Origin of the sequence: Microbacterium sp. AK031 (genome assembly GCF_024807145.1) — a bacterium.
Lineage (GTDB): Bacteria > Actinomycetota > Actinomycetes > Actinomycetales > Microbacteriaceae > Microbacterium.
Genome location: NZ_JANUCA010000001.1, coordinates 696,259 through 717,754 on the forward strand (window position 1 = coordinate 696,259; position 21,496 = coordinate 717,754).

Below are 21,496 nucleotides of genomic sequence, written 5' to 3' on the forward strand. Positions count from 1 at the left end.
ATGGAGAAATTCATCACACACACCGGCATCGCCGCTCCGCTGAAGCGATCGAATGTCGACACGGACCAGATCATCCCTGCCGTGTTCCTGAAACGCGTCACGAAGACCGGATTCGAGGACGCACTGTTCCACGCGTGGCGTCAGGACCCGGATTTCGTCCTGAACCAGCCGGCTTTCCAAGGCGCGTCCGTGCTGGTCACAGGGCCTGACTTCGGCACTGGATCCAGCCGTGAGCACGCCGTCTGGGCGCTCCGCGACTTCGGTTTCAAGGTCGTCCTGAGCACGCGTTTCGGTGACATCTTCCGCGGCAACTCCGGCAAGCAGGGCCTGCTGGCAGCGACCATCTCCGAGGCTGATCTCGACAGTATCTGGGCAGAGATCGATGTGAATCCCGGTGCTGAGATCACCGTCGATCTCGAGGCGCGCACCGCCACTATCGGCGATCTCCGAGCCGCCATCGAGATCGACGATTACACTAGATGGCGGCTCCTCGAAGGGCTCGATGACATCGGGCTCACACTGCGCAACGAGGACAAGATCGCGCAGTTCGAGGCCCGCCGCGAGTCGTGGCGGCCACGTACGCTCCCTGTCCGCTGACACCGAGCGCAACGTGAGCCTGGGGCATCCGCTCCAGCGGCTGACGCCGCGTCCATGACCATGAAGTGAGGCTCCTCGAATGACGACAACCGTGCGCGCTGACCTTCCGGAGGGAGTTCCCGCTTTGACCGGAGACGTGCTGGCTATCCGAGGCGGAAGGCCGCTGCGCGGCCGCGTCGATGTGAAGGGCGCGAAGAACCTCGCCACCAAGGCGATGGTCGCATCGCTCCTCGGCGAGGACGCCAGCATGCTGCGCGACGTGCCGGGCATCAGCGATGTCGCCGTCGTGCGCTCGCTGCTCGAAGTGCACGGCGTTCGCGTCAGTGAGGGAGACGAGGCCGGCTCGCTGGTCTTCGACCCGAGCGACGTCGAGTCCGCGCACATGGAGGAGATCGACGCGCACGCAGGCGCCTCTCGCATCCCGATCCTGTTCTGCGGTCCGCTGCTGCATCGTCTCGGTCAGGCGTTCATCCCCGATCTCGGTGGCTGCCGCATCGGCGACCGCCCGATCGATTTCCATCTCGATGCCCTCCGCAAGTTCGGCGCGATCGTGGAGAAGCTGCCCAGCGGCATCCGGCTTTCGACCCAGGGCGGGCGCCTGCACGGCGCGAACATCCACCTGCCGTACCCGAGCGTGGGTGCCACCGAGCAGGTTCTCCTGACCGCTGTGCGCGCCGAAGGCACCACAGAACTGCGCAACGCAGCCATCGAGCCCGAGATCATGGATCTCATCGCCGTGCTGCAGAAGATGGGCGCGATCATCTCGTACGAGCCCAACCGCGTGATCCTCATCGAGGGCGTGGAGAAGCTGCGCGGGTACGACCACCGTTCGATCTTCGATCGCAACGAGGCCGCATCCTGGGCGTCTGCCGCGCTCGCGACCGACGGCGAGATCTTCGTCGGCGGAGCCAAGCAGCAGGAGATGCTCACGTTCCTCAACGTCTTCCGCAAGGCCGGCGGCTGGTTCGATGTGAAGGAAGACGGCATCCTGTTCCGTCGCGGCAGCGAACTGCAGCCGGTGGTCGTGGAGACCGACGTGCACCCCGGATTCATGACGGACTGGCAGCAGCCGCTGGTCGTCGCCCTGACGCAGGCGAAGGGCCGTTCCGTCGTGCACGAGACGGTCTACGAGAACCGGATGGGCTTCACCGACGCGCTCGTGAAGATGGGCGCCGACATCGTGGTGCACCCGCACGGTCTGCAGGACGGTCCGCGCCGCGTGCCGCGTCGTGAACTGGAACAGGCCGCGGTCATCACCGGGTCGACTCCGCTGCACGCTGCTGACATCGTGGTTCCGGATCTGCGCGGCGGCTACAGCCACGTGATCGCAGCGCTCACGGCAGAGGGTGAGTCGAAGGTCTCCGGCGTCGACATCCTCAGCCGTGGGTACGAGAAGTTCCTTGCGAAGCTCGACGCTCTCGGCGCCGACTTCGACGTCGTACGGTGACAGCCATGGGCTCCCGGTCACCCGAGAAGTCCCGCCCGAGTCCGTTCTGGCCGCTCGCGGCGATCGTCGTGCCTGCAGTCGGCTACCTGGCGAAGATCGAGATCCGCAACAAGGAGAAACTCCCGGCTAAGGGCGCGTTCGTGCTCGCCCCCAACCACTATTCGGAGTTCGATCCGCTCATCGTGGCTGCAGCAGTGTGGCGGCTCGGCCGCGCGCCGCGGTTCATGGCGAAGGAGAGCCTGTTCCGCGTCCCTGTTCTGGGCTGGCTGATGCACAAAACCGGGATGGTGCCGGTCACGCGGGCGACCTCGGCGGCTGCAGCGAAGCAGACCATCGAGCAGTCGCAGGCACTCGTGAAGAACGAGCGCGGCGTGATCGTCTACCCGGAAGGCACGCTCACGCGCGATCCCGATCTGTGGCCCATGCGCGGAAAGTCCGGCGCGGTGCGTCTCGCGCTGGCCGGTGACATCCCCCTCATTCCGATGGCGCAGTGGGGGACGCAGCATGTCATGGGCAGATACCAGAAGGGGTTAAGTCTCTGGCCACCGCGCAAGCGTGTGCAGGTGCTCATCGGCGATCCTGTCGACGTCTCCGACTTGAGCGGTCGCGCAGGGGAGCAGGCAGCGCTGAACGAGGCCACCAATCGGTTGATGAACGCGATCACGGCCCTGCTCGAGGAGCTGCGTGGCGAGAAGGCGCCTGCGACACGCTGGAATCCCACCGAGCACGGTCAGAGGGAGACAGGACGCCTTGACTCGTAAGAATCCCGCGCCGACGGGACCGCGGGTCACCGTGGTCGGATCCGGAAGCTGGGGAACCACCTTCGGCAAGATCCTCGCTGATGGCGGCGCGCAGGTGACGATGTGGGCGCGCAGGCCGGAGCAGGCGCTCGAGATCGCAGAGGGAAAGCGCAACTCGAAGTATCTTCCCGGCATCAACCTGCCACGCACGATCGCTGCGACACACGACCTCTCGACCGCGCTCGACGGCGCTGACCAGGTCTATCTGTCGGTTCCGAGCCAGTCGCTGCGAGAGAACCTCAAGGCGCTGCGTCCGTTGCTGTCCGATCGCGAGCTGCCCATCATCTCCCTGATGAAGGGCGTCGAACGATCCAGCGGCTTGCGCATGAGCCAGGTGATCGAACAGGAGCTCCAGTGCGACCCGATGCACATCGCGGTGGCGTCAGGTCCGAACCTCGCGCTCGAGATCGCGCGGGAGCAGCCCACGGCTGCGGTGATCGCCTCTCGCAGCCAGGAGACGGCAGAGACGGTCGCCCGCGCGGCCCGCAACTCCTACTTCCGAACGTTCGTGAACACCGATGTGATCGGTACCGAGTTCGGTGGGGTGCTGAAGAACCTGATCGCAGTCGCGATCGGCATCGTCGACGGCGTCGGCTACGGCGAGAACACGAAGGCCTCGATCATCACGCGCGGTCTGGTCGAGATGACCGACTTCGCGGTGGCGAACGGTGCGCAGTCGGAGACGCTGCAGGGCCTTGCGGGACTCGGCGACCTCATCGCCACCTGCCAGTCGCCCCTCAGCCGCAACAACACGGCGGGGCGGCTGCTGGGTCAGGGTTACAGCTACCAGGACGTCGTGAAGCAGATGAACCAGACCGCGGAAGGACTGGCGTCGGTGGCGCCGATCCTGCAGCTGGCCCGAGAATCCGATGTGCACATGCCCATCGTCGAGCAGGTGAAGATGGTGCTGGACGGAACGATGAATCCGCGTGACATCGCCCCCCACCTGACGACGGACGACGACACTCCCCAGGAGGAGAGAACCAATCATGGACAAGCAGACGGTGGTGGTGCTCTTCGGCGGGCGTTCCAGCGAGCATTCCATCAGTTCCGCGACGGCGGGCGGAGTGCTGCACGCGATTGATCGCGAGCGCTACGAGGTGATCCCGGTCGGGATCACTCGTGAGGGTGCCTTCGTCCTCGAAGAGGATCGTCCTGACAAATTCGCACTGGATGCCGCGCGCCTTCCCGAGGTCGCCGACAACGGCACGCGAGTTCTGTGGCCCGAACCCGGCGGTGACCGCACGTTGCGGGTGACTCAGCCGAGCGGAGACGTCATCAGTCACGGCGAGATCGACGTCGTGCTGCCGCTGCTGCACGGGCTGCACGGAGAAGACGGAGCGATCCAGGGCTTCTTCGATGTTCTCGATGTGCCATACGCCGGATGCGGGATCCTCGACTCCGCGGTGTGCCTGGACAAGCACTTCACGAAGCTCGCGCTCTCCGCCGCCGGTATCGCGGTGTCACCAGGCATCACGGTCCGCCGGTCGCAATGGGACAGCGACACCGATCGACTTCGCGCGGACATCGCAGCTCTGGGCTCCGTCGTGTTCGTCAAGCCCGCCAGTGCCGGTTCGAGCGTCGGAGTCTCTCGCGTCGTCGACGGTGAAGGGCTGGATGAGGCGATGCGCATCGCCTTCGCCGAGGACGAGAAGGTGCTCATCGAGTCGAAGATCGACGGTCGCGAGATCGAGGTCGGTGTGCTCGCCGGTCGCGACGGCGGGCCGGCACGCGCGTCGCTTCCCGGCGAGGTCGTGCTCACATCCCGCAGCTTCTATGATTTCGAGGGCAAGTACCTCGGCGGAGACGGCGTCGACATCGTCTGTCCGGCAGATGTCGACGATGAACTGATCGAACGACTGCGCGAGGCCGCGCTTCGCGCATTCGAAGCGGTTGACGGCAAGGGCCTGGCGAGGGTCGACTTCTTCGTCACGCCTGACGGCTCGCTCGTCATCAACGAGCTGAACACGATGCCAGGATTCACGCCGATCTCGATGTTCCCGAAGTGCTGGGTCGCATCCGGCCTGAGCTACAGCGACCTCATCACCGAGCTCGTCGAAATCGGTCTGCAGCGCTGAGGCTCAGCCCAGTTCCAACAGCTCCTGCGCGTCCTCGTCGAGTTCATCCGGTGCGGTGCATTTGCCGTCTGCGGGAATCGCGGTGATCGCCCCGACCAACGTTCGGGTGCTGATCACATCGTTGGAGCTGACCGCCCCTGTGTCGATGTACAGCTGCACCGCCGGGTCACGACCGTAGGTCGTCAGCCGCAGGAACGGTGTGTCGGATGCATCGACGAGCCAGTCGACGCCTTCGAGCGTCACGCACTGCAGCTCGCTCGTCGGAGCGGGCACGGCGACACCGCAGCGAAGAATGATCGCTGAGGGTCCGCCCGGGTCGCCCCACGCGCCGGTCGCCTGCGCGTCGGTCCATCGGCGATCCTTGTCCGCGATGTTCGCGACGTTCTGCAGTCCGACGGAGACCTCCGCGCACAACGGGTTGTCGGCGTCCTCAGCGGGCTCAAGGTGCACGGTGTTCGAGCATCCGCCGAGCAGGGCCGTTCCGAGCAGGATGACGGCGGTGAGGGCAAGACGACGCGACATGATTCCAGGCTACCTTTGACACCATGCCCTCCCGTTCAGCCGACGACGACCCGCGCCTGGCAGATGTGTCGGAAGGCACGATCCTGCAGGCGATCCTCGCCCGTACCGCTCCCGCCTCGCACACGATCCTCGGACCTGGTGACGACGCGGCGGTCATCGCCACGCCGTCGGGCTCGGTCGTCGCGACGACCGACACACTCGTGCACGGGCCCGACTTCAGGCTCGCATGGTCGACCGGATACGACCTCGGGTGGAAGTCCGCGGCGGTGAACCTGGCCGACATCGCGGCGATGGGCGCGCGCCCGACCGCGCTGCTCGTGGCGCTGGCGGTGCCGCGCGATCTGCGGCTGTCGTTCGTCGAGCAGCTCGCCGACGGTTTCCGCGACGCCTGCGACGCTCTGGCACCCGGATGCGCGGTGGTCGGGGGAGACCTGACGGTGTCCGACGTGCTGACGATCGCCGTCACGGCACTCGGCGATCTTGAGGGTCGGAATGCCGTCACCAGGGCTGGTGCGCGCCCCGGCGACGTCGTCGCCGTCGCCGGTGAACTCGGACATGCCGCGCGCGGACTCGCCGTCCTGTTCGGCCGCTTCAGAGGCGGTGACACACCGGTTCCGATCGACGCCGCTCTTCTGGAGACCGGCGAACGGGCGGCGCTGGCGGCGCAGCTGCGACCTTCACCGCCGATCGGACTGGGCGTGATGGCTTCTGTCGCCGGTGCGACGGCGATGATGGACATCTCCGACGGTCTTGCCCTGGACGCCGGGCGTCTCGCGAAGGCATCCGATGTCACATTGGAGCTGTCGCGTGGATCCCTCGGTGAGAATCCGGAGCGCGCTCTTGCCGGCGGCGAGGATCACGCGCTGCTCGCCACATTCCCCGCCGATGTCCTCCCGCCCGGCTTCCGGATCATCGGCACCGTGATCGAGCGTGGTCCGGAGGGAGTTCTCTGCGACGGCGTTCCGGTGTCGTCAGACGGCTGGGACCCTTATCGCGACTGGGATTCGACAGCCGGCTGAGCCCACCAGATCGCGGTGTCGCCGTAGGACTTCTCACGGAACACCTCGAGTCCGGCAGCGGCGACATCGGGCGGCGTCGACCTGCGGGCGCGTTCGATCACGACCACGGCGTCGTCGGACAGCAGCGGTGCGAGCGCGATCAGATCAGCGTCCATCGACCGGTCTTCGAGATCATATGGCGGATCGGTGAAGACGAGGTCATACGGGACCGTCGCGCGTCTGAGGAAGGCGAGTACGGCGCTCTCATGCACGCGGGCGGGGGCGTCGTCCAACGTCCGTGCGACCGTTGCGATGTTGCGGCGCATTACTACGGCGGCGGAGCGGGAACGCTCGACGAGGTCGACGCTCGCGGCTCCCCGGCTCAGAGCTTCGAGTCCGAGCGCACCCGATCCGGCGTACAGATCGAGGACGCGGGCGTCGGCGATGGCATCCAGCGATTCCAACGCCCCGAAGAGCGACTCCCGCACGCGGTCACTCGTCGGACGGGTGCCGCTGCCCGGCACGTCAAGGCGCAACCCGCGTGCACTCCCGGCGATGATCCTCGTCACCCGAACAGCCTATGGCTGTCTGCGGCGTTCTCTAGACTTCAGGCATGGTCTTCTCCCTCGACACGAGTCTCGCCGAGGCGATCGGCCCGGCTTCGGCGAAGAAGGTCGAGCGAGCGTTCGGCATGAAGACGGTCGGAGAGATGCTCGGGCACTATCCGCGCCGTTACGCGGATCCCGCCGAGCTCACACCGATCCGCGATCTTCCCGTCGGTGAGACGGTGACCATCGTCGCCGAAGTTCTGTCCTCGTCTGCCCGTGAGATGCGCAATCGCAACGGAGCGATGACCGACGTGATCATCGGAGACGAGCACGGTCGCGTGTCGCTGACCTTCTTCGCGAAGAACCTCCAGCAGGCGCGCTGGCGGGCGAACGAGATGCGCCCCGGCCGGCGAGGTGTGTTCTCCGGCAAGGTCGGCATGTACAACGACACGACCCAGTTCGCTCATCCGCAGGTCGAGCTCTTCGACGATGAGGAGAGCGCACAGGCCCGTGCCGACGACCGTGCGCACCGGCCGATCCCGATCTACCCGGCGACCTCGGCCGTCTCCAGCCAGCAGTTCCGCGAACTGGTCGAAAAGGTCCTGCCGGACGTCGGCGACGTGCCGGATCCGCTGCCCGATGAGATCCGGGTGCGTGAGGGTCTGCTCGACGCGCGAACGGCACTGGTGCATTTGCACCGTCCGCAGGCGCGCAACGATGTGGATCCAGCGGTTCGCACGCTTCGCATGCACGAGGCACTCGTGCTGCAGACCGCGCTGCTGCAGCAGCGCGCCGCCGTGCGTGCGCTGAACGCCACACCCCGCCAGACGAAGCCGGGCGGACTTCTCGAGCGCTTCGACGCGACCTTGCCGTACACCCTCACCGTCGACCAGCAGACGGTCGGACATCAGATCGCGGCAGACCTCACCGGCGCATGGCCGATGAACCGGCTGGTGCAGGGCGAGGTCGGCTCCGGAAAGACCCTCGTCGCTCTGCGCGCCATGCTGCAGGTCGCAGAATCAGGTGGGCAGGCCGCACTGATCGCGCCGACCGAGGTGCTCGCATCCCAGCATCTGCGATCGATCACGAAGATGCTCGGGCCCGATCTCGCGCCCCTGCTCATGCCCACGCTCCTCACCGGGCAGATGTCCGCTCCCGCGCGTCGTAAGGCCGCGCTGAGGGTGGCGGCCGGTCAGGCGCTCATCGTCGTCGGCACGCATGCTCTGCTGGGCGAGAAGACGACCTTCGCCGACCTCGGCCTCGTCGTCGTCGACGAGCAGCATCGCTTCGGCGTCGAGCAGCGGGAGGCGCTGCGCGCGAAGGGCTCGAGCCCGCACGCGCTCGTGCTCACTGCTACTCCCATCCCCCGCACGGTGGCGATGACGGTCTTCGGCGATCTGGACACGTCAGTCATTCGCACCATGCCTGCCGGTCGAGCGGGGATCGAGTCGTTCGTCGCGCCGCTGGCGGAGCATCCGGACTGGTTCCGCCGCGTGTGGGAGCGTGTGGCGGAGGAGATCGCGCAGAAGCGTCAGGTGTTCGCCGTGTGCGCGGCGATCGACACGACGAAGAAGGCTGCCGGTGAGGAAGACCAGACCGCACTCGTCCCCAGCGAGGAGGGCGCGTCCGGTCCGCGTTGGGGCGTCGTGCAGCTGGATGCTGCTCTGGAGACGCATCCGACCGTCGGCAAGCTCCGTCGGGCTGTTCTGCATGGGAAGATGCCGTCAGAGACGAAGGATGCCGTGATGCAGGCCTTCGCGCGCGGAGAGATCGACCTGCTGATCGCGACGACGGTGATCGAGGTCGGCGTCGATGTGCCGAACGCGTCCACGATGATCGTGCTCGATGCCGACCGTTTCGGCGTCTCGCAGCTACACCAGCTGCGAGGGCGAGTCGGCCGCGGTGATGTGCCTGGACTGTGCCTGCTCGTCACAGAGGCGGAAGCGGGCTCCCTGGCACGTGATCGCGTCGAGGCCGTGGCAGCGACTCTCGACGGTTTCGCCCTCGCGGAGGTCGATCTGGAGCTGCGCGGCGAAGGCGACGTGCTCGGGTCGACGCAGTCAGGTGTGCGGTCGTCCTTGAAACTGCTGCGGGTGGTGAAGGACTCGAAGCTGATCGCACGGGCGCGCGAGCTTGCGGAGGGCATCCTCGAAGCCGACCCGCAGCTCGAGGCGCATCGAGGTCTCCGAGAGGTCATCGCCCGTCGCGTCACAGAGGACGACAGGGCCGCCCTCGCGAAGAACTGACATAGCGGTGTGTCATAGGCTGGTGGCATGAGCAGCCGGATCGCCGTCGTCCCTGGTTCATTCGACCCGCCGACCCTCGGCCATCTGGATGTGATCCGTCGGGCCGCGAAGCTGTACGACGAACTGCATGTTCTCGTGGTGCACAATCCGGGCAAAGAGGCGATGCTCCCGATCGCTCAGCGACTCTCGCTGCTGGAGCAGTCCATCGCCGAGGACGGCATCAGCGGCAACGTCGTCATCGGATCATGGAGCATGGGACTTCTGGTCGACTACGCTCGCGACGTCGGCGCTGGCGTGCTCGTGAAGGGCATCCGCTCGCAGATAGATGTGGCTTACGAGTCGCCGATGGCAATCGTGAACCGCCACCTCGCCGACATCGAGACGGTGTTCCTGCTGCCGGATCCCTCGCACGCGATGGTCTCGAGTTCGCTCGTGCGCCAGGTCGCAGGTCTGGGCGGCGATATCGCGCCATTCGTACCTCGCGCCGTCGCGGCCTTCCTCGATACCGGCGCACGCGGTCTATGACGTGCGGCCCCGTTCTCAGCATCCGCGGGTAGCATGAAAGCGTGAAGACCCGACTCAACGGCCCATTCGTGGTGCCCGTACGCGATATCGTCCGACATCCCGGCGAGATGCGGGAGCACCAGTTCTCCGTCACCCTGAAAGAGCAGTGGGGTGAGGGCATCGTCTCGTACGAAGCCGGCTCCGATATCGACGTGGACGTGCGCCTCGAGTCCGTCCACGAGGGCATTCTCACCTCGGGAACGGTGGATGCCGAGTACAAGGGCGTCTGCGGAAGATGCCTGAAAGACATCACCGAGCCTGTCGAAGTCGAGTTCCAGGAGCTTTTCGCGTATCCTGGTGATGAAGAAACTGACTTCGAGGTTCAAGACGACCACGTGGATCTTGAAACTCTTGTCAGGGAAGCGGCCGTACTGGCACTTCCATTTCAGCCGGTGTGTCAGCCGGATTGCCCGGGGCTCGACCCGATCACGGGCGAACGGATGGCCAGAAGCACCGGGGCGGAGAATGACGCTCCCATCGATCCTCGGTGGAGTGCGCTCCAACAGATCACAGACCAGGGGAGTGCGGCAGAGAGCCGTGGTCCCGAGAACACAGAAGAGAGTTAGCCATGGCTGGTAACCCCCCGAAGCGCAAGGTATCCCGTTCCAACACCCGCTCGCGCCGCGCGCAGTGGAAGGCAGCGCCCATCGCGCTCGTCAAGACCGTTGAGAACGGCAAGACCGTCTACAGCCGCCCCCACCAGGCGAAGGTCGTCACCGACTCGCAGGGGACCGAGCTGTTCATGGAGTACAAGGGCCGCAAGGTCGCCGACGTCTGAACCACGGTCTCGCGATCGTGACAGAGGTCCCAGGGGGGACGGCACCTCTCGCCGAGAAGCTCAGGGTCGACATCGACCCTGAGCTGCTCGCTTTGGCGCTGACTCACCGTTCGTACGCGTACGAGCACGGGGCCATTCCGCACAACGAGCGACTCGAGTTCCTCGGTGACTCAGTGCTCGGGCAGGCGGTGACCGTCATGCTGTTCACGACGCACCCCGGTCTAGACGAGGGGCAGCTCGCGAAACGACGAGCGAGCGTGGTCTCCACCGTCGCCCTTGCAGAGGTCGCCCGCGGCATCGGTCTCGGTGAGCACCTGCTGCTCGGCCGCGGCGAAGAGCAGACCGGTGGGCGTGACAAGGATTCGATCCTTGCCGACACCATGGAAGCTGTCTTCGGTGCGACCTATCTGTCGGCCGGACCGGAGGCGGCGACCGAACTCGTGCTACGGCTCACCGAGCCACTGCTCGCCGACCCTGAGCGCTACGGCGCCGCGATGGATCCGAAGACGAGTCTTCAGGAGCTCGCCGCCCGTCTGGGCTCCACACCTCCGATCTATACCGTGACGTCGAGCGGGCCGGATCACGATCGTCGATTCACCGCGACGGTCGAGGTCGGCGAGGTGCGCATGACCGGCGACGGCACGAGCAAGAAGACCGCCGAGATGGCGGCGGCGCTCAGCGCCTGGCGCTTCCTCAGCGAGAGTGCCTGAACTTCCCGAGGTCGAGGTCGTGCGTGCCGGCCTCGCACCGGCTGTCATCGGCGCGACGATCGTCAGCGCGTCGGTGTTCGACGAACGAGCACTCACTCGGCATGCTGCAGGCGCCGCCGACTTCGTCGGAAGGCTTGAGGGCTCGTCGGTGCTGGGTGCCGCGCGGCGCGGGAAATTCCTGTGGCTTCCGCTCAGCGGGGGCACGGCGGCGTTGACCGCGCACCTGGGGATGAGCGGGCAGCTTCTGCTGCGTGCTCCGGATGCTCCGGCCGAGCGGCACGAGCGCATCCGCCTCGGCATCCAGCATCCGCGCCATGGAGAGCTTGCCGTCGTGTTCGCCGATCAGCGCACCTTCGGCTCGCTCGCCGTCGACGCTCTCGTCGCCGACGGTGACGAGCTGATCCCCTCGCAGGTGAGTCACATCGCCAGAGATCCGCTCGATCCTGCGTTCGACGACACCTCGTTCATCGCCGCCGTGCGTCGTCGAACCAGCGCGATCAAGCGCATTCTGCTGGACCAGACGCTCCTCAGCGGCGTCGGCAACATCTACGCGGACGAGGCGCTGTGGGCAGCGCGCATTCATCCGGAGTCCTTGGGACGTGCACTGTCAGCGCAGGCTGTGCGACGCCTGCTCTCCGAGGTACGGCTGGTGTTGGAGAAGGCTCTGGCCGAAGGCGGTACGAGTTTCGACGCGCAGTACGTCAACGTCAACGGTCAGGCCGGATACTTCGCCCACTCCCTCAATGCCTATGGCCGCGTAGGGCAGCCATGCCCGCGTTGCGGGGGAGCGATCGTGCGCGAGGCCTTCATGAACCGTTCGAGTCACTACTGCCCGAGATGCCAGCGTGCGGCGCGATAGTCTGCCCGGATGAAGTGGATCCTCTACGACATCGGCGGCGTCATCGAGATCGTCGATGACCATTCCTGGCCGACGGAGCTGCGGGTCACGTGGTCCGATCGATTCGGGTTGAAGCCCGAAGAGTATGACGCGCGACTGCTCGCGGCTGATCTGCCGGACACCACCGTGAACGCGGGAGTCGAGGAACAGCACTGGCAGGGCATGGCCGATGCGCTGCACCTCTCCGAGGCGGAGGTCGCGTCGATGCGTGCGGAGTTGTGGGACGCGTACTGCGGTGAGGAGAACACCGAACTGCTCGATCATGCGCGCTCCCTGCATGGCCGCGTCGGCCTGGCGATCCTCTCCAACTCCGGCGACGGGGCCAGGGAGGAGGAGGAGCGGCGCTTCGGGCTCTCCGCCGTGTTCGATCCGATCTGCTACAGCCACGAGCAGGGTGTGCTCAAGCCGGACGCCCGTGCGTTCGAACAGGCCCTCGCTCGGATGAACACGACTGCAGACCAGGTGCTGTTCATCGACGACAACCCGCCGAACGTGCACGCGGCGCAGGCGCTCGGCATCCGCGCCCTCCTGCACTCCGACAACACGACGACCATCGATGCGATCGAGCGATTTCTCGTGGAGTGAGTGCCGCCGCGTGTCTTCAGGCGGGCTGAAACGCCTTGCCGAGCAGCGGCCGCGTCACGCGGACGCCCAGCCAGACGAGCGCTATTCCCAGCGCGACGACCGCGGCGATGGTCACGAGCGACAACGGTGCGACGACCACGGCGATGCCGACCAGCGGGAACACCAGCACCGCAGCGCACACAGCCGAGCCGAGGGCGGTGAACAGCAGAGGTGACATGATGGCGCGTGTGCGAGCGGCATCGACTGTCCCGAACGGAACCCCGAGAAAGTGCAGACTGCGATGCAGATCGCGCTGGTCCAGAATGCCGGCCGCCTGGTTCACCCCGACCGAGACGGCGACGATCAGGAACGAGGCGACGAGCGTGATGATCAGGCCGGTGCGGATGTCTGCGGCGAGTGTCAGATTCTCCGCCGATTCCGATGCGCTCACGGTGTTCATCAGTGCGACACCTGTACCGGCGAAGACGGCCATGAAGCTCGCCATCGAGATGCCGCTCACTTGACGCCATGCGGCCTTGGGCGAGTCGAGCACCAATCGCGCGGAGAGCAGCCGGGCCGGCATCTCCGCTCGGCGAAGTCCGCGCGTCGCGTGCACCTTCAACGCCCATGGACCGATGAGATTCAGCACCGCCAGTGCCAGGGCGAACATTCCGGCGAGCACCGCGATGGTCACGACGAGCCCCGCCGTGCCAGGGAAGACCTGCACGAACACGAACGCGCCGATGATGATCACCGCGGCGAGCACAGCGCGCACCCAATGCACGCGCGGCACAGCAGAGCGCGTGCGCACGCCCAGCGGAGAGATGACGACCTGCCGAAGGCCGACGGCGGCGCTGATGCCGGCGAGCAGGATGACACCGCCGACGACCGCGAGGAGGCTGACCGGCGGGAGCAGGATCGCTGCTGCCCCGAGCATCTCACCTCGGAACGGAATGAGGCCGATCAACGGAACCACGGCGAGATACCCGAGAACGCCGACCAGAGATCCAGCGGCAGCGACACCCGTCGACTCGAGCACCGTCGCGCCGGTGACGCCGGCAGGGGAGACCCCCAGCAGGCGAAGCGTCGACAGCCGTTCGTCACGTCTGCGGGCCGAGAGCCGCGCGGCCGCGCCGCCCAGCGTCGCCAACGGCACGACCAGCAGCACCAGGGCGATGGCAGCGAGCGCCTGATAGAGCCCGGCATCCGGATCAGTCCAGCTCCAGAACTTCTGCGCGCCGCCGACGACGGTGAGCACAAGTGTCGTCACCAGCGCGAACGCGATCGCAGGCAACGCCAGCGCGGCTCCCTGTCCTGGCGTCGGTCGCAGCAGGAGCGCGAGAACCCTGGCGTTCACGCGGACACCGCCGTGCTGACGATCTGACCATCGCGCACGTGCACGGTGCGTGAGCAGCGTGCGGCCACTTCGCCGTCGTGGGTGACGACGAGCAGGGTCCGTCCCTGACCTGTGGTCGACCACAGCAGGGCGTCCATCACGTCGTCGGAGGTCTGAGAGTCCAGCGCTCCGGTGGGTTCGTCGGCGAAGACCAGCTCTGCGCCGGTGACCTGAGCGCGCGCGATGGCGACGCGTTGCGCCTGGCCTCCGGACAGTTCCCCGATACGGCGCTCTTCCATCCCCGCGAGACCGAGCGAGGCCATCCAGCCCGCTGCGTGCTCGAGCGCGACTCGCCGGGACGTGCCGTTGATCATGAGGGCGAGGGCGATGTTCTCGATCGCGGTGAGCTCTGGTATCAGCAGTCCCTGCTGGAAGACGAACCCGAAGGATTCCCGACGAAGCCGTGACCGCTCGCGTTCATTCTTGGTGGTGATGTCGACCGGTGCGCCCGTCGCGGGAGCGAAGATCACGGTGCCGGTGTCAGGCGCCGTGATGCCGGCCAGCACGTGCAGGAGCGTCGTCTTGCCTGACCCTGACGCGCCCATGATGGCGACGGATTCACCGCGTCCGACGACGAGGTCGACGCCGGCCAGCGCGGTGGTGGCGCCGAACGTCTTGGTCAGCGACTGAGCATGGAGGACAGGAGTGTTCATACCCCCCAGCCTCGTCGCCGGCATCCGCCGTGTCGTCGGTCTGCAGACGGAACCCGGCCGGTCGAAGATACACCGCGAGGATGACCTTCAACCGATCAGTCCGTGCGTCAGTCGAGCTTCTTCTGCCATGCACCCGCGTATGAGGCGGGTACGAATCCGATGGCCTCGTTGATGTCGAGCATCGGACGATTCTCCTCGGCGTTGAAGGTCGAGATCTTCGGCGAGTCCGGAGCGATGTCGCGCCAGCGCAGCAGGTTCGCGCACTTCACGATCGTGCCGAGCCGCTTCCCTCGATGCTCCTTCACGACAAGCGTGCCGAACTGGTGAGTGACGCCGGCGCGGTCGGCACCGATCACCAGCTCGTTGAACGCCACCAGCCTCCCGGTGGGAACGTGTTCGACCGCTGCGACCGAGAGCAGTTGTCCGCCGGCGGCGAGGTTCTGATCGTGGCGGACGACGCGATCCGCGTCCCAGGCCTCCTCGTCGATGTCGAGGTCGCCGCTGGGCACGTCTGTCGCCATCCGTGAGATCACATCGGCGTACCCGGCGCGCAGGGGCTCGGGCGTCGGGAGAGTCCATGACACGATGCGGTAGTCGTCGCCGGCGAATGCGGTGGCAGCCTTCAGTTTCTCCTCTGCCAGCGTCAGTGGTCCATTCAGCGGCAGGATGCTGTTGCGCTCCACCTGCTCGAGCACGTACCCGTTTGCGCTCAGGAGATCGCTGAGTGCAGTCGCCGCGACGCGACCCCAGCCGGTCGTGGGGGTCAGCATCCGCTCATCCGAGGTGGCCGGATGCAGCGTCCAAGTCAGCACGCTCGCGCGGCCGAGCTCGCGGGCGGTGCGCTCGACACGATCCAACAGCGCCTGCTCCACTCCGCTTCCCCAGTGCGGCGGTATCACGATCACGCCCATCTCCGCCGACGTGGCCTGCGTATCGTTGGCGGTCGACAGGTAGGCGGCGCCGACGATCTCGCCGTCTCGGCGTGCGATGAATCCGCGGTGGCTCCGATCGGTCTGATCTCTCCACGACGGCAACTGTTCCTCGGCGGTCTCCACGAGGTCGTCGATGCCGGCATCCAGTTCCGCCTGCCGGTTGCCGATCGCCACCATCGCGTGGAACTCGGCCGCTTCGGGTGCGTCAAGGCGCTCGGGTACCACGAGGTCGGTGATGATGATCTCGCTCATGTCAGCTCCTTCTTCCAGGCGCCCTCGTAGGCGATCGGCGCGAATCCGATCGCCTCGTTGATGTCAAGCATGGGTCGATTCTCTTCTGCGTTGTAGGTGATGACTGTCGGCGAATCCGGATGCTGTTCGTGCCAGGTGAGCAGACCTGCCGACTTCACCAGCATTCCGAGCCGATGGCCCCGGTGCGATGCCAGCACCAGAGTGTCTTCCTGATGCGTGGCGGCTGTGGGATCGCCACCGATGGCGAGCTCGTTGTATGCGCACAGCTCGCCCGTGGCGATGTGCTGCGCTGCGGTCACGAGCACAGTCGTTCCGCGTTGGATGTATCGCTCGTCGTGGCGTGCGACGCGACCAGCGTCCCACTTCTCCGCAGGCATCCCGAGTTCGGCGTCAGGTACGTCGGTCGACATGTGCTCTTTCATCCAGGCGTAGCCTGCTACGTGTTCGTCCGGTGTCGGCAGCTTCCATTGGACGACGCGATAGCCGCTCGCCTGGTCTGCGGCGCTCGCCCGCAGATTACGGATTCGCTGCACTAGCGGATCCGACCAGGTGAGGGTGCTCACTCGTTCCACCTGCTCCAGCGTGTACCCGTGGCGGAGCAGAAAGCGCGCGGCGTGATCTTTCGGGATCTCGCCGAAACCGGTGGGAGAGGCCAGCGGGGCGTCTTCTGAAGCTGGGTGCTCGACCCACGTCAGCAGCCGGCGCACTCCGGCAGCATATGCAGCCATTTCGAGATGGGGCAGCGTCGCGGCGCCGATGCCTCGTCCCCAGAACGATCGGAGCAGGCTGACGACCAGGATCGCAGTCTTCCCCTCGTCGTCGCCCAAGATACTCAGTGGTGCGACGCCGACCATCTCGTCGTCGACAGTGATGGCCCATTGCAGTTTGGTCGTGTCTGCGCTCGAGCGCAGCACCGGGAGGAGCTCGCGGGGAGTCATTTGGTCGTCGTCGCGACCTGTGACATCCCGGATCGATCGGTTACGCACATCTGCGTACTCCAGGAAGCGAGGCGATGCCGCGGCATCCGCCCGTGCGGGAAGCACGAGCGGATGCAGCGTCACGGTTTCTGTCAGTCGAATGTTCATGATCGATCTCCTCGTCTACGCGTCGATCAGAACAGGTGGCGCTGCACCTGGTAGGCGAGGATCGCCAGGGATTCACGCTCGGTGGCGCTCTTCGTCTCGAACATTCGCATGACTTCTTCATGCGTCAGCGCGCGGGCCGGAGCCTTGCGCGGACGCTGGGTCCTCAGCAGCAGCCAGAGGCCGATGCGAAGGGAGAGACGGTCGGTGACCGCCAGTTCGGTCCGGTCCGTGGGAACGGTGATCTCGAAGATCTCCTGTTCCTCGGGACATGGTGGATGGGCAGTGCTGCGAAGCAGCGTGTTGTTACTCACGAGAGTTCTCGTTTCCTGTCGATTACCTGCGGGGGTCCGCCGACGCCGATGCATCGGTGGCGCGTGGGGCGAGTGTCTCGGATGGGGAGACACTCGCCGGGGAGAGGCAACAGATCGACGACGTCGACCGATGCGGGACGGCGGTGAGAAACCGACGTGTCAGCGGCGGGAACCGGCGGAGAAGGCCCACGAAGGGCCGTAGTTCTCAGGCAGCGGTTCTACGACAGCGTGTTTCGGAGGGCGTCGAACGAAGAGGACGGCTGATCCGCGAAACGCGCCGCGCCGAGCGTGAAGCCGGCTGCGGTGTTGTGCGTAGTGATCATGAGCGTCCTCCTTTCGTGAGCGATCCGATTTGACAAGTTACTGGTTCGACAACGGGAACGTCAAGCATCAACCGTCTGCTCGGCGTGTCGCGATGTGCGCCGATCGACCGGTGCGCCGCGCGGGATGCCGGGTTCCTGCCGCGATTTCGGTACCGTTGAGGCGTGATTCTCCCTGGACGAGCGGTGCCCGCATGCATCTGAAGAGCCTGACGCTCAAAGGCTTCAAGTCATTCGCGCAGCCGACGAGCTTCGTCTTCGAACCCGGCGTGACGTGCATCGTCGGTCCGAACGGCTCCGGCAAGTCGAACGTCGTCGACGGCCTCGCCTGGGTGATGGGGGAGCAGGGGGCGAAGACACTGCGCGGCGGCAAGATGGAGGACGTCATCTTCGCCGGGACCTCGACGCGCGGGCCCCTGGGACGCGCCGAGGTGCAGTTGACGATCGACAACAGCGACGGCGCTCTGCCGATCGATTTCGCCGAGGTCACGATCAGCCGCACGCTGTTCCGCAACGGATCCAGCGAGTATGCGATCAACGGATCCAGCTGTCGTCTGCTCGATGTGCAGGAGCTGCTCAGTGACTCGGGCCTCGGCCGCGAGATGCACGTCATCGTCGGGCAGGGGCGCCTCGACACCGTGCTGCAGGCATCGCCAGAGGACCGCCGCGGATTCATCGAAGAGGCCGCGGGCATCCTGAAGCATCGTCGGCGCAAGGAGAAGACCCTTCGCAAGCTCGACGCCATGGAGACCAACCTCACACGCCTCAGCGATCTCGCCGGCGAGATCAGGCGCCAGCTCAAGCCGCTCGGCCGGCAGGCGGAGATCGCCCGTGAAGCGCAGACCATCGCCGCCGTCGTGCGAGACGCGAAAGCCCGGATCTTCGCCGACGATGTCGTGGCGTTGCGCACCGCACTGGCCGACCACACGCGCACCGAGCAGGAGCGCCACACGGAACGCCTGGTGCTCACCGATCAGGCCGGCACGGTGCGCGCCGGCATCGCGAAACTCGAAGCAGATCAGAATTCGGCTGGCGTCGACGAGGCTCGCCGCGTGACCTTCGGACTCGAGCAGGCGCAGGAGCGCATGCGCTCGCTCTACACGCTGGCGAACCAGCGCCTCGCCCTGCTCGGCTCCGAAGAGGACGACGCAGCCGTCACATCGGTGACGGTCACGCAGGCGACGATCGATGAGGCCAAGGACGAGATCACGCAGATCTCTGCCGGGCTCGGCGATGCTCAGGATGCTGCGGTGTCAGCGACCCGTGAAGTCGTGGATGCACGGGCGGAGCTCGACACGCTCGACGTGGACATCGCCGAGCAGAGCGCACTCGTATCACAGCACGACATGCGGCTGACGGCGCTACGGGGCACGGCAGAGGCAGCGGAGTCAGCCCTGGCCGCAGTCCGCGCCGCCGTGCTGCGCCAGGAGGCGGCGCTGGAGGCTGCGAACGAGCGGCGCCGCGAAGCCGCCGACGCACTCGAGCAGATCGATGACGCCGAGGCACCGGAAGGCACAGCCGCCGAGCATGCCGCGGCGTACGAGACCGCGCAGCGCGAAGCCACGACGGCTGAGAGCGACCTCGAAGAGCTGCGCGAGCGACTGCACTCCGTAGAGCGCGAGGCGGAGTCATTGACGGCGAAGGCGTCGGCGCTCAGCAGCGCTCTGTCGCTGTCCGGCGGAGCTGCCGAGGTCGTGCGCGCCGGAGGGCCGGGCGTACGGGGCCTCGTCGGGGATGCCGTGCAGGTCAGGGCCGGATACGAAGCCGCCATCGCCGCTGTGCTCGGGCCACTCGCTGAGGGGGTCCTCGTCGACGATGCGAGCGCGGCGTTCGAGCTCGCCGAGGAGTCCACTGCGCAGCAGCGCGGCGTGGTCGACTTCGTGCTCGCCGCCGCACCGCGGCCCACCGGTGCCCTTCCGTCGGTCGAGGGCGTGATACCCGCCACCGAGGTCGTCACCGCGCCGGATGGCGTATTGGGTGTGCTCTCACATGTGCTCATCGCGGATGATCTCTCCGCGGCGCGACGTGCGCGCGCCGTGCTGGATGCGCTGGATGACACGACCGTGACGATCGTCACGAGCGGTGGCGACGTCGTCACCGCTCAGACGCTGCGCACTGGTTCTGGAGGCGAGCGCTCTCGGCTCGAGCTCACCGCAGAGCGCGACGCCGCGCAGGAGCGACTCTCCGAGGTGCGTGTGATCGTGGATTCACTGCGCGAAGCGCGCGAAGATGCATCCGAGCGAGTGGATGTGACGCGTCGTGCGGCGAAAGAAGCATTGCTGGCGCTGCGCGAGCACGACGCAGCGCTGGCGACGCATGCCGAGCAGCTCAATCGGGTCACGGTGCGCCATGAGTCGGCCGTGGCAGAATGCGAGCGGCTTGAGGCCGGTGTCGCTCAGGCTCAGGCGGCCGTGGCCGACGCCGAGTCGGCAGCGAACGAGGCCGCGTCGGCACTGGAACAGGCCCAGGCGACGCCCCGACCCGTGCTCGACGCGTCGGCCAGGGACGGGCTGCTCGAAGCCCTCGAGTCCGCACGCGAGAGCGAGGTGCGCGCACGGCTGGAGATCGAGACGCTTCGAGAGCGCGTGCGCGCCGCCCAAGCGCGCGTTGCAAGCCTGGAACGCCAGCGCGAGCAGGAGCGAGATGCCGCAGCCGAGGCTGCCCGTCGAGCCGTGATTCGTCGAGCGCAGCGTGAAGCAGCGGCAGCCGTCGCGGCAGAGCTTCCGCGGATACTCGACTCCCTCGATCGCTCGGTCACGGAAGCTCGCGTCGGGCTGACCGAAGCGGAGAACGCCAGATCAGCGCAGAACGAGGAGCTCACCGCACTTCGAGTGCAGGAGAACTCGCTGCGGGAGCGCCTTGCCGGCCTCACGGAGAGCGTGCACGGACTCGAACTGCAGATCCACGAGAAGAAGCTGCACCTGACGAGCCTGCTCGAGCGCGTGGCGTCCGAATTGGCGCTCGACGAAGATATTCTCGTCGCGGAATATGGTCCGGATCAGCCCGTGCCGCGAGATCCACTGGCCGAGGCGGACCCCGATGCGATCGACGACATCGACCCCACTGCGATCCCCTACGACCGCCGCATGCAGGAGCGCCGACTTGCGGAGTCGGAGCGCAAGCTCGCACAGCTGGGCCGTGTGAACCCGCTCGCGCTCGAGGAGTTCGCCGCGCTCGAGCAGCGGCATGCGTTCCTCACGGAGCAACTGGCCGACCTCACCCAGACCAGGCAGGATCTGCTGACGATCATCGCCGATCTCGACGAGCGCATGCAGACGATCTTCGCCAGCGCGTTCGAAGACACTCAGCGTGCGTTCGGGGAGGTCTTCCCTCTTCTGTTCCCTGGCGGGGCCGGCAGCATCTCGCTCACCGATCCCGAGAACATGCTCACGACAGGCATCGAGGTGGCGGTCCGGCCGGTCGGCAAGAAGATCGAGCGGCTCTCGCTGCTCTCCGGCGGCGAGCGCTCCCTGGCCGCCGTCGCGCTCCTGGTGGCGATCTTCAAGGCCAGGCCGAGTCCGTTCTACATCCTCGACGAGGTGGAAGCGGCGCTCGACGACGCGAACCTCGGACGCCTGCTGACGGTGTTCGAACAGCTGCGCGAGAGCTCCCAGCTGCTGGTGATCACACACCAGAAGCGCACCATGGAGATCGCCGACGCCCTTTACGGCGTGTCGATGCGCCAGGACGGCGTATCGGCGGTCGTCGGTCAGCGCGTGGGCGACAGGGCCGCCGCAGCGAGCTGAGCCTGCGGCCGCGCACAACTGCGGACCCGCGGGGCGACATGCCGAGCACAG

General features: G+C 66.6%; 21 protein-coding genes. 14 read left to right on the forward strand and 7 right to left on the reverse strand.

The genetic code is table 11. The annotated features are described in order from the left end of the window. The 5 genes from leuD to HDC95_RS03305 all read left to right on the forward strand — a co-directional run bounded on the left by leuD (position 1) and on the right by HDC95_RS03305 (position 4,922). Positions 1 to 597: a 3-isopropylmalate dehydratase small subunit gene (gene leuD / locus HDC95_RS03285; RefSeq protein WP_259061740.1), complete on the forward strand. Its 597-nt coding sequence runs from the start codon at positions 1 to 3 to the stop codon at positions 595 to 597. A gap of 79 nt (positions 598 to 676) precedes the next feature. Beyond that, positions 677 to 2,044: a UDP-N-acetylglucosamine 1-carboxyvinyltransferase gene (gene murA, locus HDC95_RS03290; protein ID WP_259061741.1), complete on the forward strand. Its 1,368-nt coding sequence runs from the start codon at positions 677 to 679 to the stop codon at positions 2,042 to 2,044. Between the two features lie 5 nt (positions 2,045 to 2,049). Next, entirely contained in the window at positions 2,050 to 2,805 is a 756-nt protein-coding gene (locus HDC95_RS03295) for a 1-acyl-sn-glycerol-3-phosphate acyltransferase (RefSeq protein ID WP_259061742.1), read from the forward strand. After that, positions 2,795 to 3,928 carry an NAD(P)H-dependent glycerol-3-phosphate dehydrogenase gene (locus tag HDC95_RS03300; protein WP_259061743.1) on the forward strand — a complete coding sequence of 378 codons (1,134 nt, stop codon included), beginning with the start codon at positions 2,795 to 2,797 and terminating at the stop codon, positions 3,926 to 3,928. The genes HDC95_RS03295 and HDC95_RS03300 overlap by 11 nt, the downstream gene beginning before the upstream one ends. Then, a complete protein-coding gene (locus HDC95_RS03305) occupies positions 3,834 to 4,922 on the forward strand; it encodes a D-alanine--D-alanine ligase family protein (RefSeq protein WP_259061744.1) in 1,089 nt (362 codons plus the stop codon). Before HDC95_RS03300 ends, HDC95_RS03305 begins: the two co-directional genes overlap by 95 nt. Before the next feature lie 3 nt (positions 4,923 to 4,925). Here the strand turns inward: HDC95_RS03305 and HDC95_RS03310 are convergent, their stop codons facing one another. Further along, positions 4,926 to 5,444, reverse strand: a complete 519-nt coding sequence (locus HDC95_RS03310; RefSeq protein ID WP_259061745.1) for a DUF3515 domain-containing protein — start codon at positions 5,442 to 5,444, stop codon at positions 4,926 to 4,928. A gap of 23 nt (positions 5,445 to 5,467) precedes the next feature. Between HDC95_RS03310 and thiL the strand changes: the two genes are divergently transcribed. Next, positions 5,468 to 6,463, forward strand: coding sequence for a thiamine-phosphate kinase (gene thiL, locus HDC95_RS03315; protein WP_259061746.1), 996 nt, complete (start codon positions 5,468 to 5,470; stop codon positions 6,461 to 6,463). Here the strand turns inward: thiL and rsmD are convergent. After that, positions 6,433 to 7,011, reverse strand: a complete 579-nt coding sequence (rsmD, locus tag HDC95_RS03320) for a 16S rRNA (guanine(966)-N(2))-methyltransferase RsmD (protein WP_259061747.1) — start codon at positions 7,009 to 7,011, stop codon at positions 6,433 to 6,435. The genes thiL and rsmD overlap by 31 nt on opposite strands. A 44-nt stretch (positions 7,012 to 7,055) precedes the next feature. Here rsmD and HDC95_RS03325 point away from each other — a divergent pair, with 44 nt between their 5' ends. From HDC95_RS03325 to HDC95_RS03355, 7 genes are all read left to right on the forward strand, one after another. Continuing rightward, positions 7,056 to 9,236, forward strand: a complete 2,181-nt coding sequence (locus HDC95_RS03325; protein ID WP_259061748.1) for an ATP-dependent DNA helicase RecG — start codon at positions 7,056 to 7,058, stop codon at positions 9,234 to 9,236. 27 nt (positions 9,237 to 9,263) lie between these two features. Next, the gene (coaD, locus tag HDC95_RS03330; protein WP_259061749.1) at positions 9,264 to 9,761 is read left to right on the forward strand and encodes a pantetheine-phosphate adenylyltransferase; all 498 of its coding nucleotides are present in this window, start codon (positions 9,264 to 9,266) and stop codon (positions 9,759 to 9,761) included. Positions 9,762 to 9,868: 107 nt separating this feature from the next. Then, positions 9,869 to 10,366: a DUF177 domain-containing protein gene (locus HDC95_RS03335; RefSeq protein WP_259062206.1), complete on the forward strand. Its 498-nt coding sequence runs from the start codon at positions 9,869 to 9,871 to the stop codon at positions 10,364 to 10,366. 2 nt (positions 10,367 to 10,368) lie between these two features. After that, positions 10,369 to 10,578, forward strand: coding sequence for a 50S ribosomal protein L32 (gene rpmF, locus HDC95_RS03340; protein WP_033104540.1), 210 nt, complete (start codon positions 10,369 to 10,371; stop codon positions 10,576 to 10,578). Positions 10,579 to 10,595: 17 nt separating this feature from the next. Continuing rightward, on the forward strand, positions 10,596 to 11,288 hold the full coding sequence (gene rnc / locus HDC95_RS03345; protein ID WP_259061750.1) for a ribonuclease III: 693 nt from the start codon (positions 10,596 to 10,598) through the stop codon (positions 11,286 to 11,288). Continuing rightward, positions 11,281 to 12,147, forward strand: a complete 867-nt coding sequence (mutM, locus tag HDC95_RS03350; RefSeq protein WP_259061751.1) for a bifunctional DNA-formamidopyrimidine glycosylase/DNA-(apurinic or apyrimidinic site) lyase — start codon at positions 11,281 to 11,283, stop codon at positions 12,145 to 12,147. The genes rnc and mutM overlap by 8 nt, the downstream gene beginning before the upstream one ends. Before the next feature lie 9 nt (positions 12,148 to 12,156). Next, the gene (locus tag HDC95_RS03355; protein ID WP_259061752.1) at positions 12,157 to 12,771 is read left to right on the forward strand and encodes an HAD family hydrolase; all 615 of its coding nucleotides are present in this window, start codon (positions 12,157 to 12,159) and stop codon (positions 12,769 to 12,771) included. Positions 12,772 to 12,787: 16 nt separating this feature from the next. On the opposite strand, the gene HDC95_RS03360 is transcribed toward HDC95_RS03355, so the two are convergent. The 5 genes from HDC95_RS03360 to HDC95_RS03380 form a co-directional block, all read right to left on the reverse strand. Next, positions 12,788 to 14,107, reverse strand: a complete 1,320-nt coding sequence (locus tag HDC95_RS03360; RefSeq protein ID WP_259061753.1) for a permease — start codon at positions 14,105 to 14,107, stop codon at positions 12,788 to 12,790. Continuing rightward, positions 14,104 to 14,799, reverse strand: coding sequence for an ABC transporter ATP-binding protein (locus tag HDC95_RS03365; protein ID WP_259061754.1), 696 nt, complete (start codon positions 14,797 to 14,799; stop codon positions 14,104 to 14,106). Before HDC95_RS03365 ends, HDC95_RS03360 begins: the two co-directional genes overlap by 4 nt. A 107-nt stretch (positions 14,800 to 14,906) precedes the next feature. Further along, the gene (locus tag HDC95_RS03370; RefSeq protein ID WP_259061755.1) at positions 14,907 to 15,983 is read right to left on the reverse strand and encodes a GNAT family N-acetyltransferase; all 1,077 of its coding nucleotides are present in this window, start codon (positions 15,981 to 15,983) and stop codon (positions 14,907 to 14,909) included. Then, positions 15,980 to 17,068 (reverse strand): GNAT family N-acetyltransferase, encoded by a 1,089-nt coding sequence (locus HDC95_RS03375; protein WP_259061756.1) that lies wholly within the window; start codon positions 17,066 to 17,068, stop codon positions 15,980 to 15,982. Before HDC95_RS03375 ends, HDC95_RS03370 begins: the two co-directional genes overlap by 4 nt. Before the next feature lie 26 nt (positions 17,069 to 17,094). Next, positions 17,095 to 17,379 carry a hypothetical protein gene (locus tag HDC95_RS03380; RefSeq protein WP_259061757.1) on the reverse strand — a complete coding sequence of 95 codons (285 nt, stop codon included), beginning with the start codon at positions 17,377 to 17,379 and terminating at the stop codon, positions 17,095 to 17,097. A gap of 514 nt (positions 17,380 to 17,893) precedes the next feature. On the opposite strand from HDC95_RS03380, the gene smc reads away from it, so the two are divergent. After that, positions 17,894 to 21,445, forward strand: a complete 3,552-nt coding sequence (gene smc / locus HDC95_RS03385) for a chromosome segregation protein SMC (protein WP_259061758.1) — start codon at positions 17,894 to 17,896, stop codon at positions 21,443 to 21,445. Positions 21,446 to 21,496 lie beyond the last annotated feature (51 nt).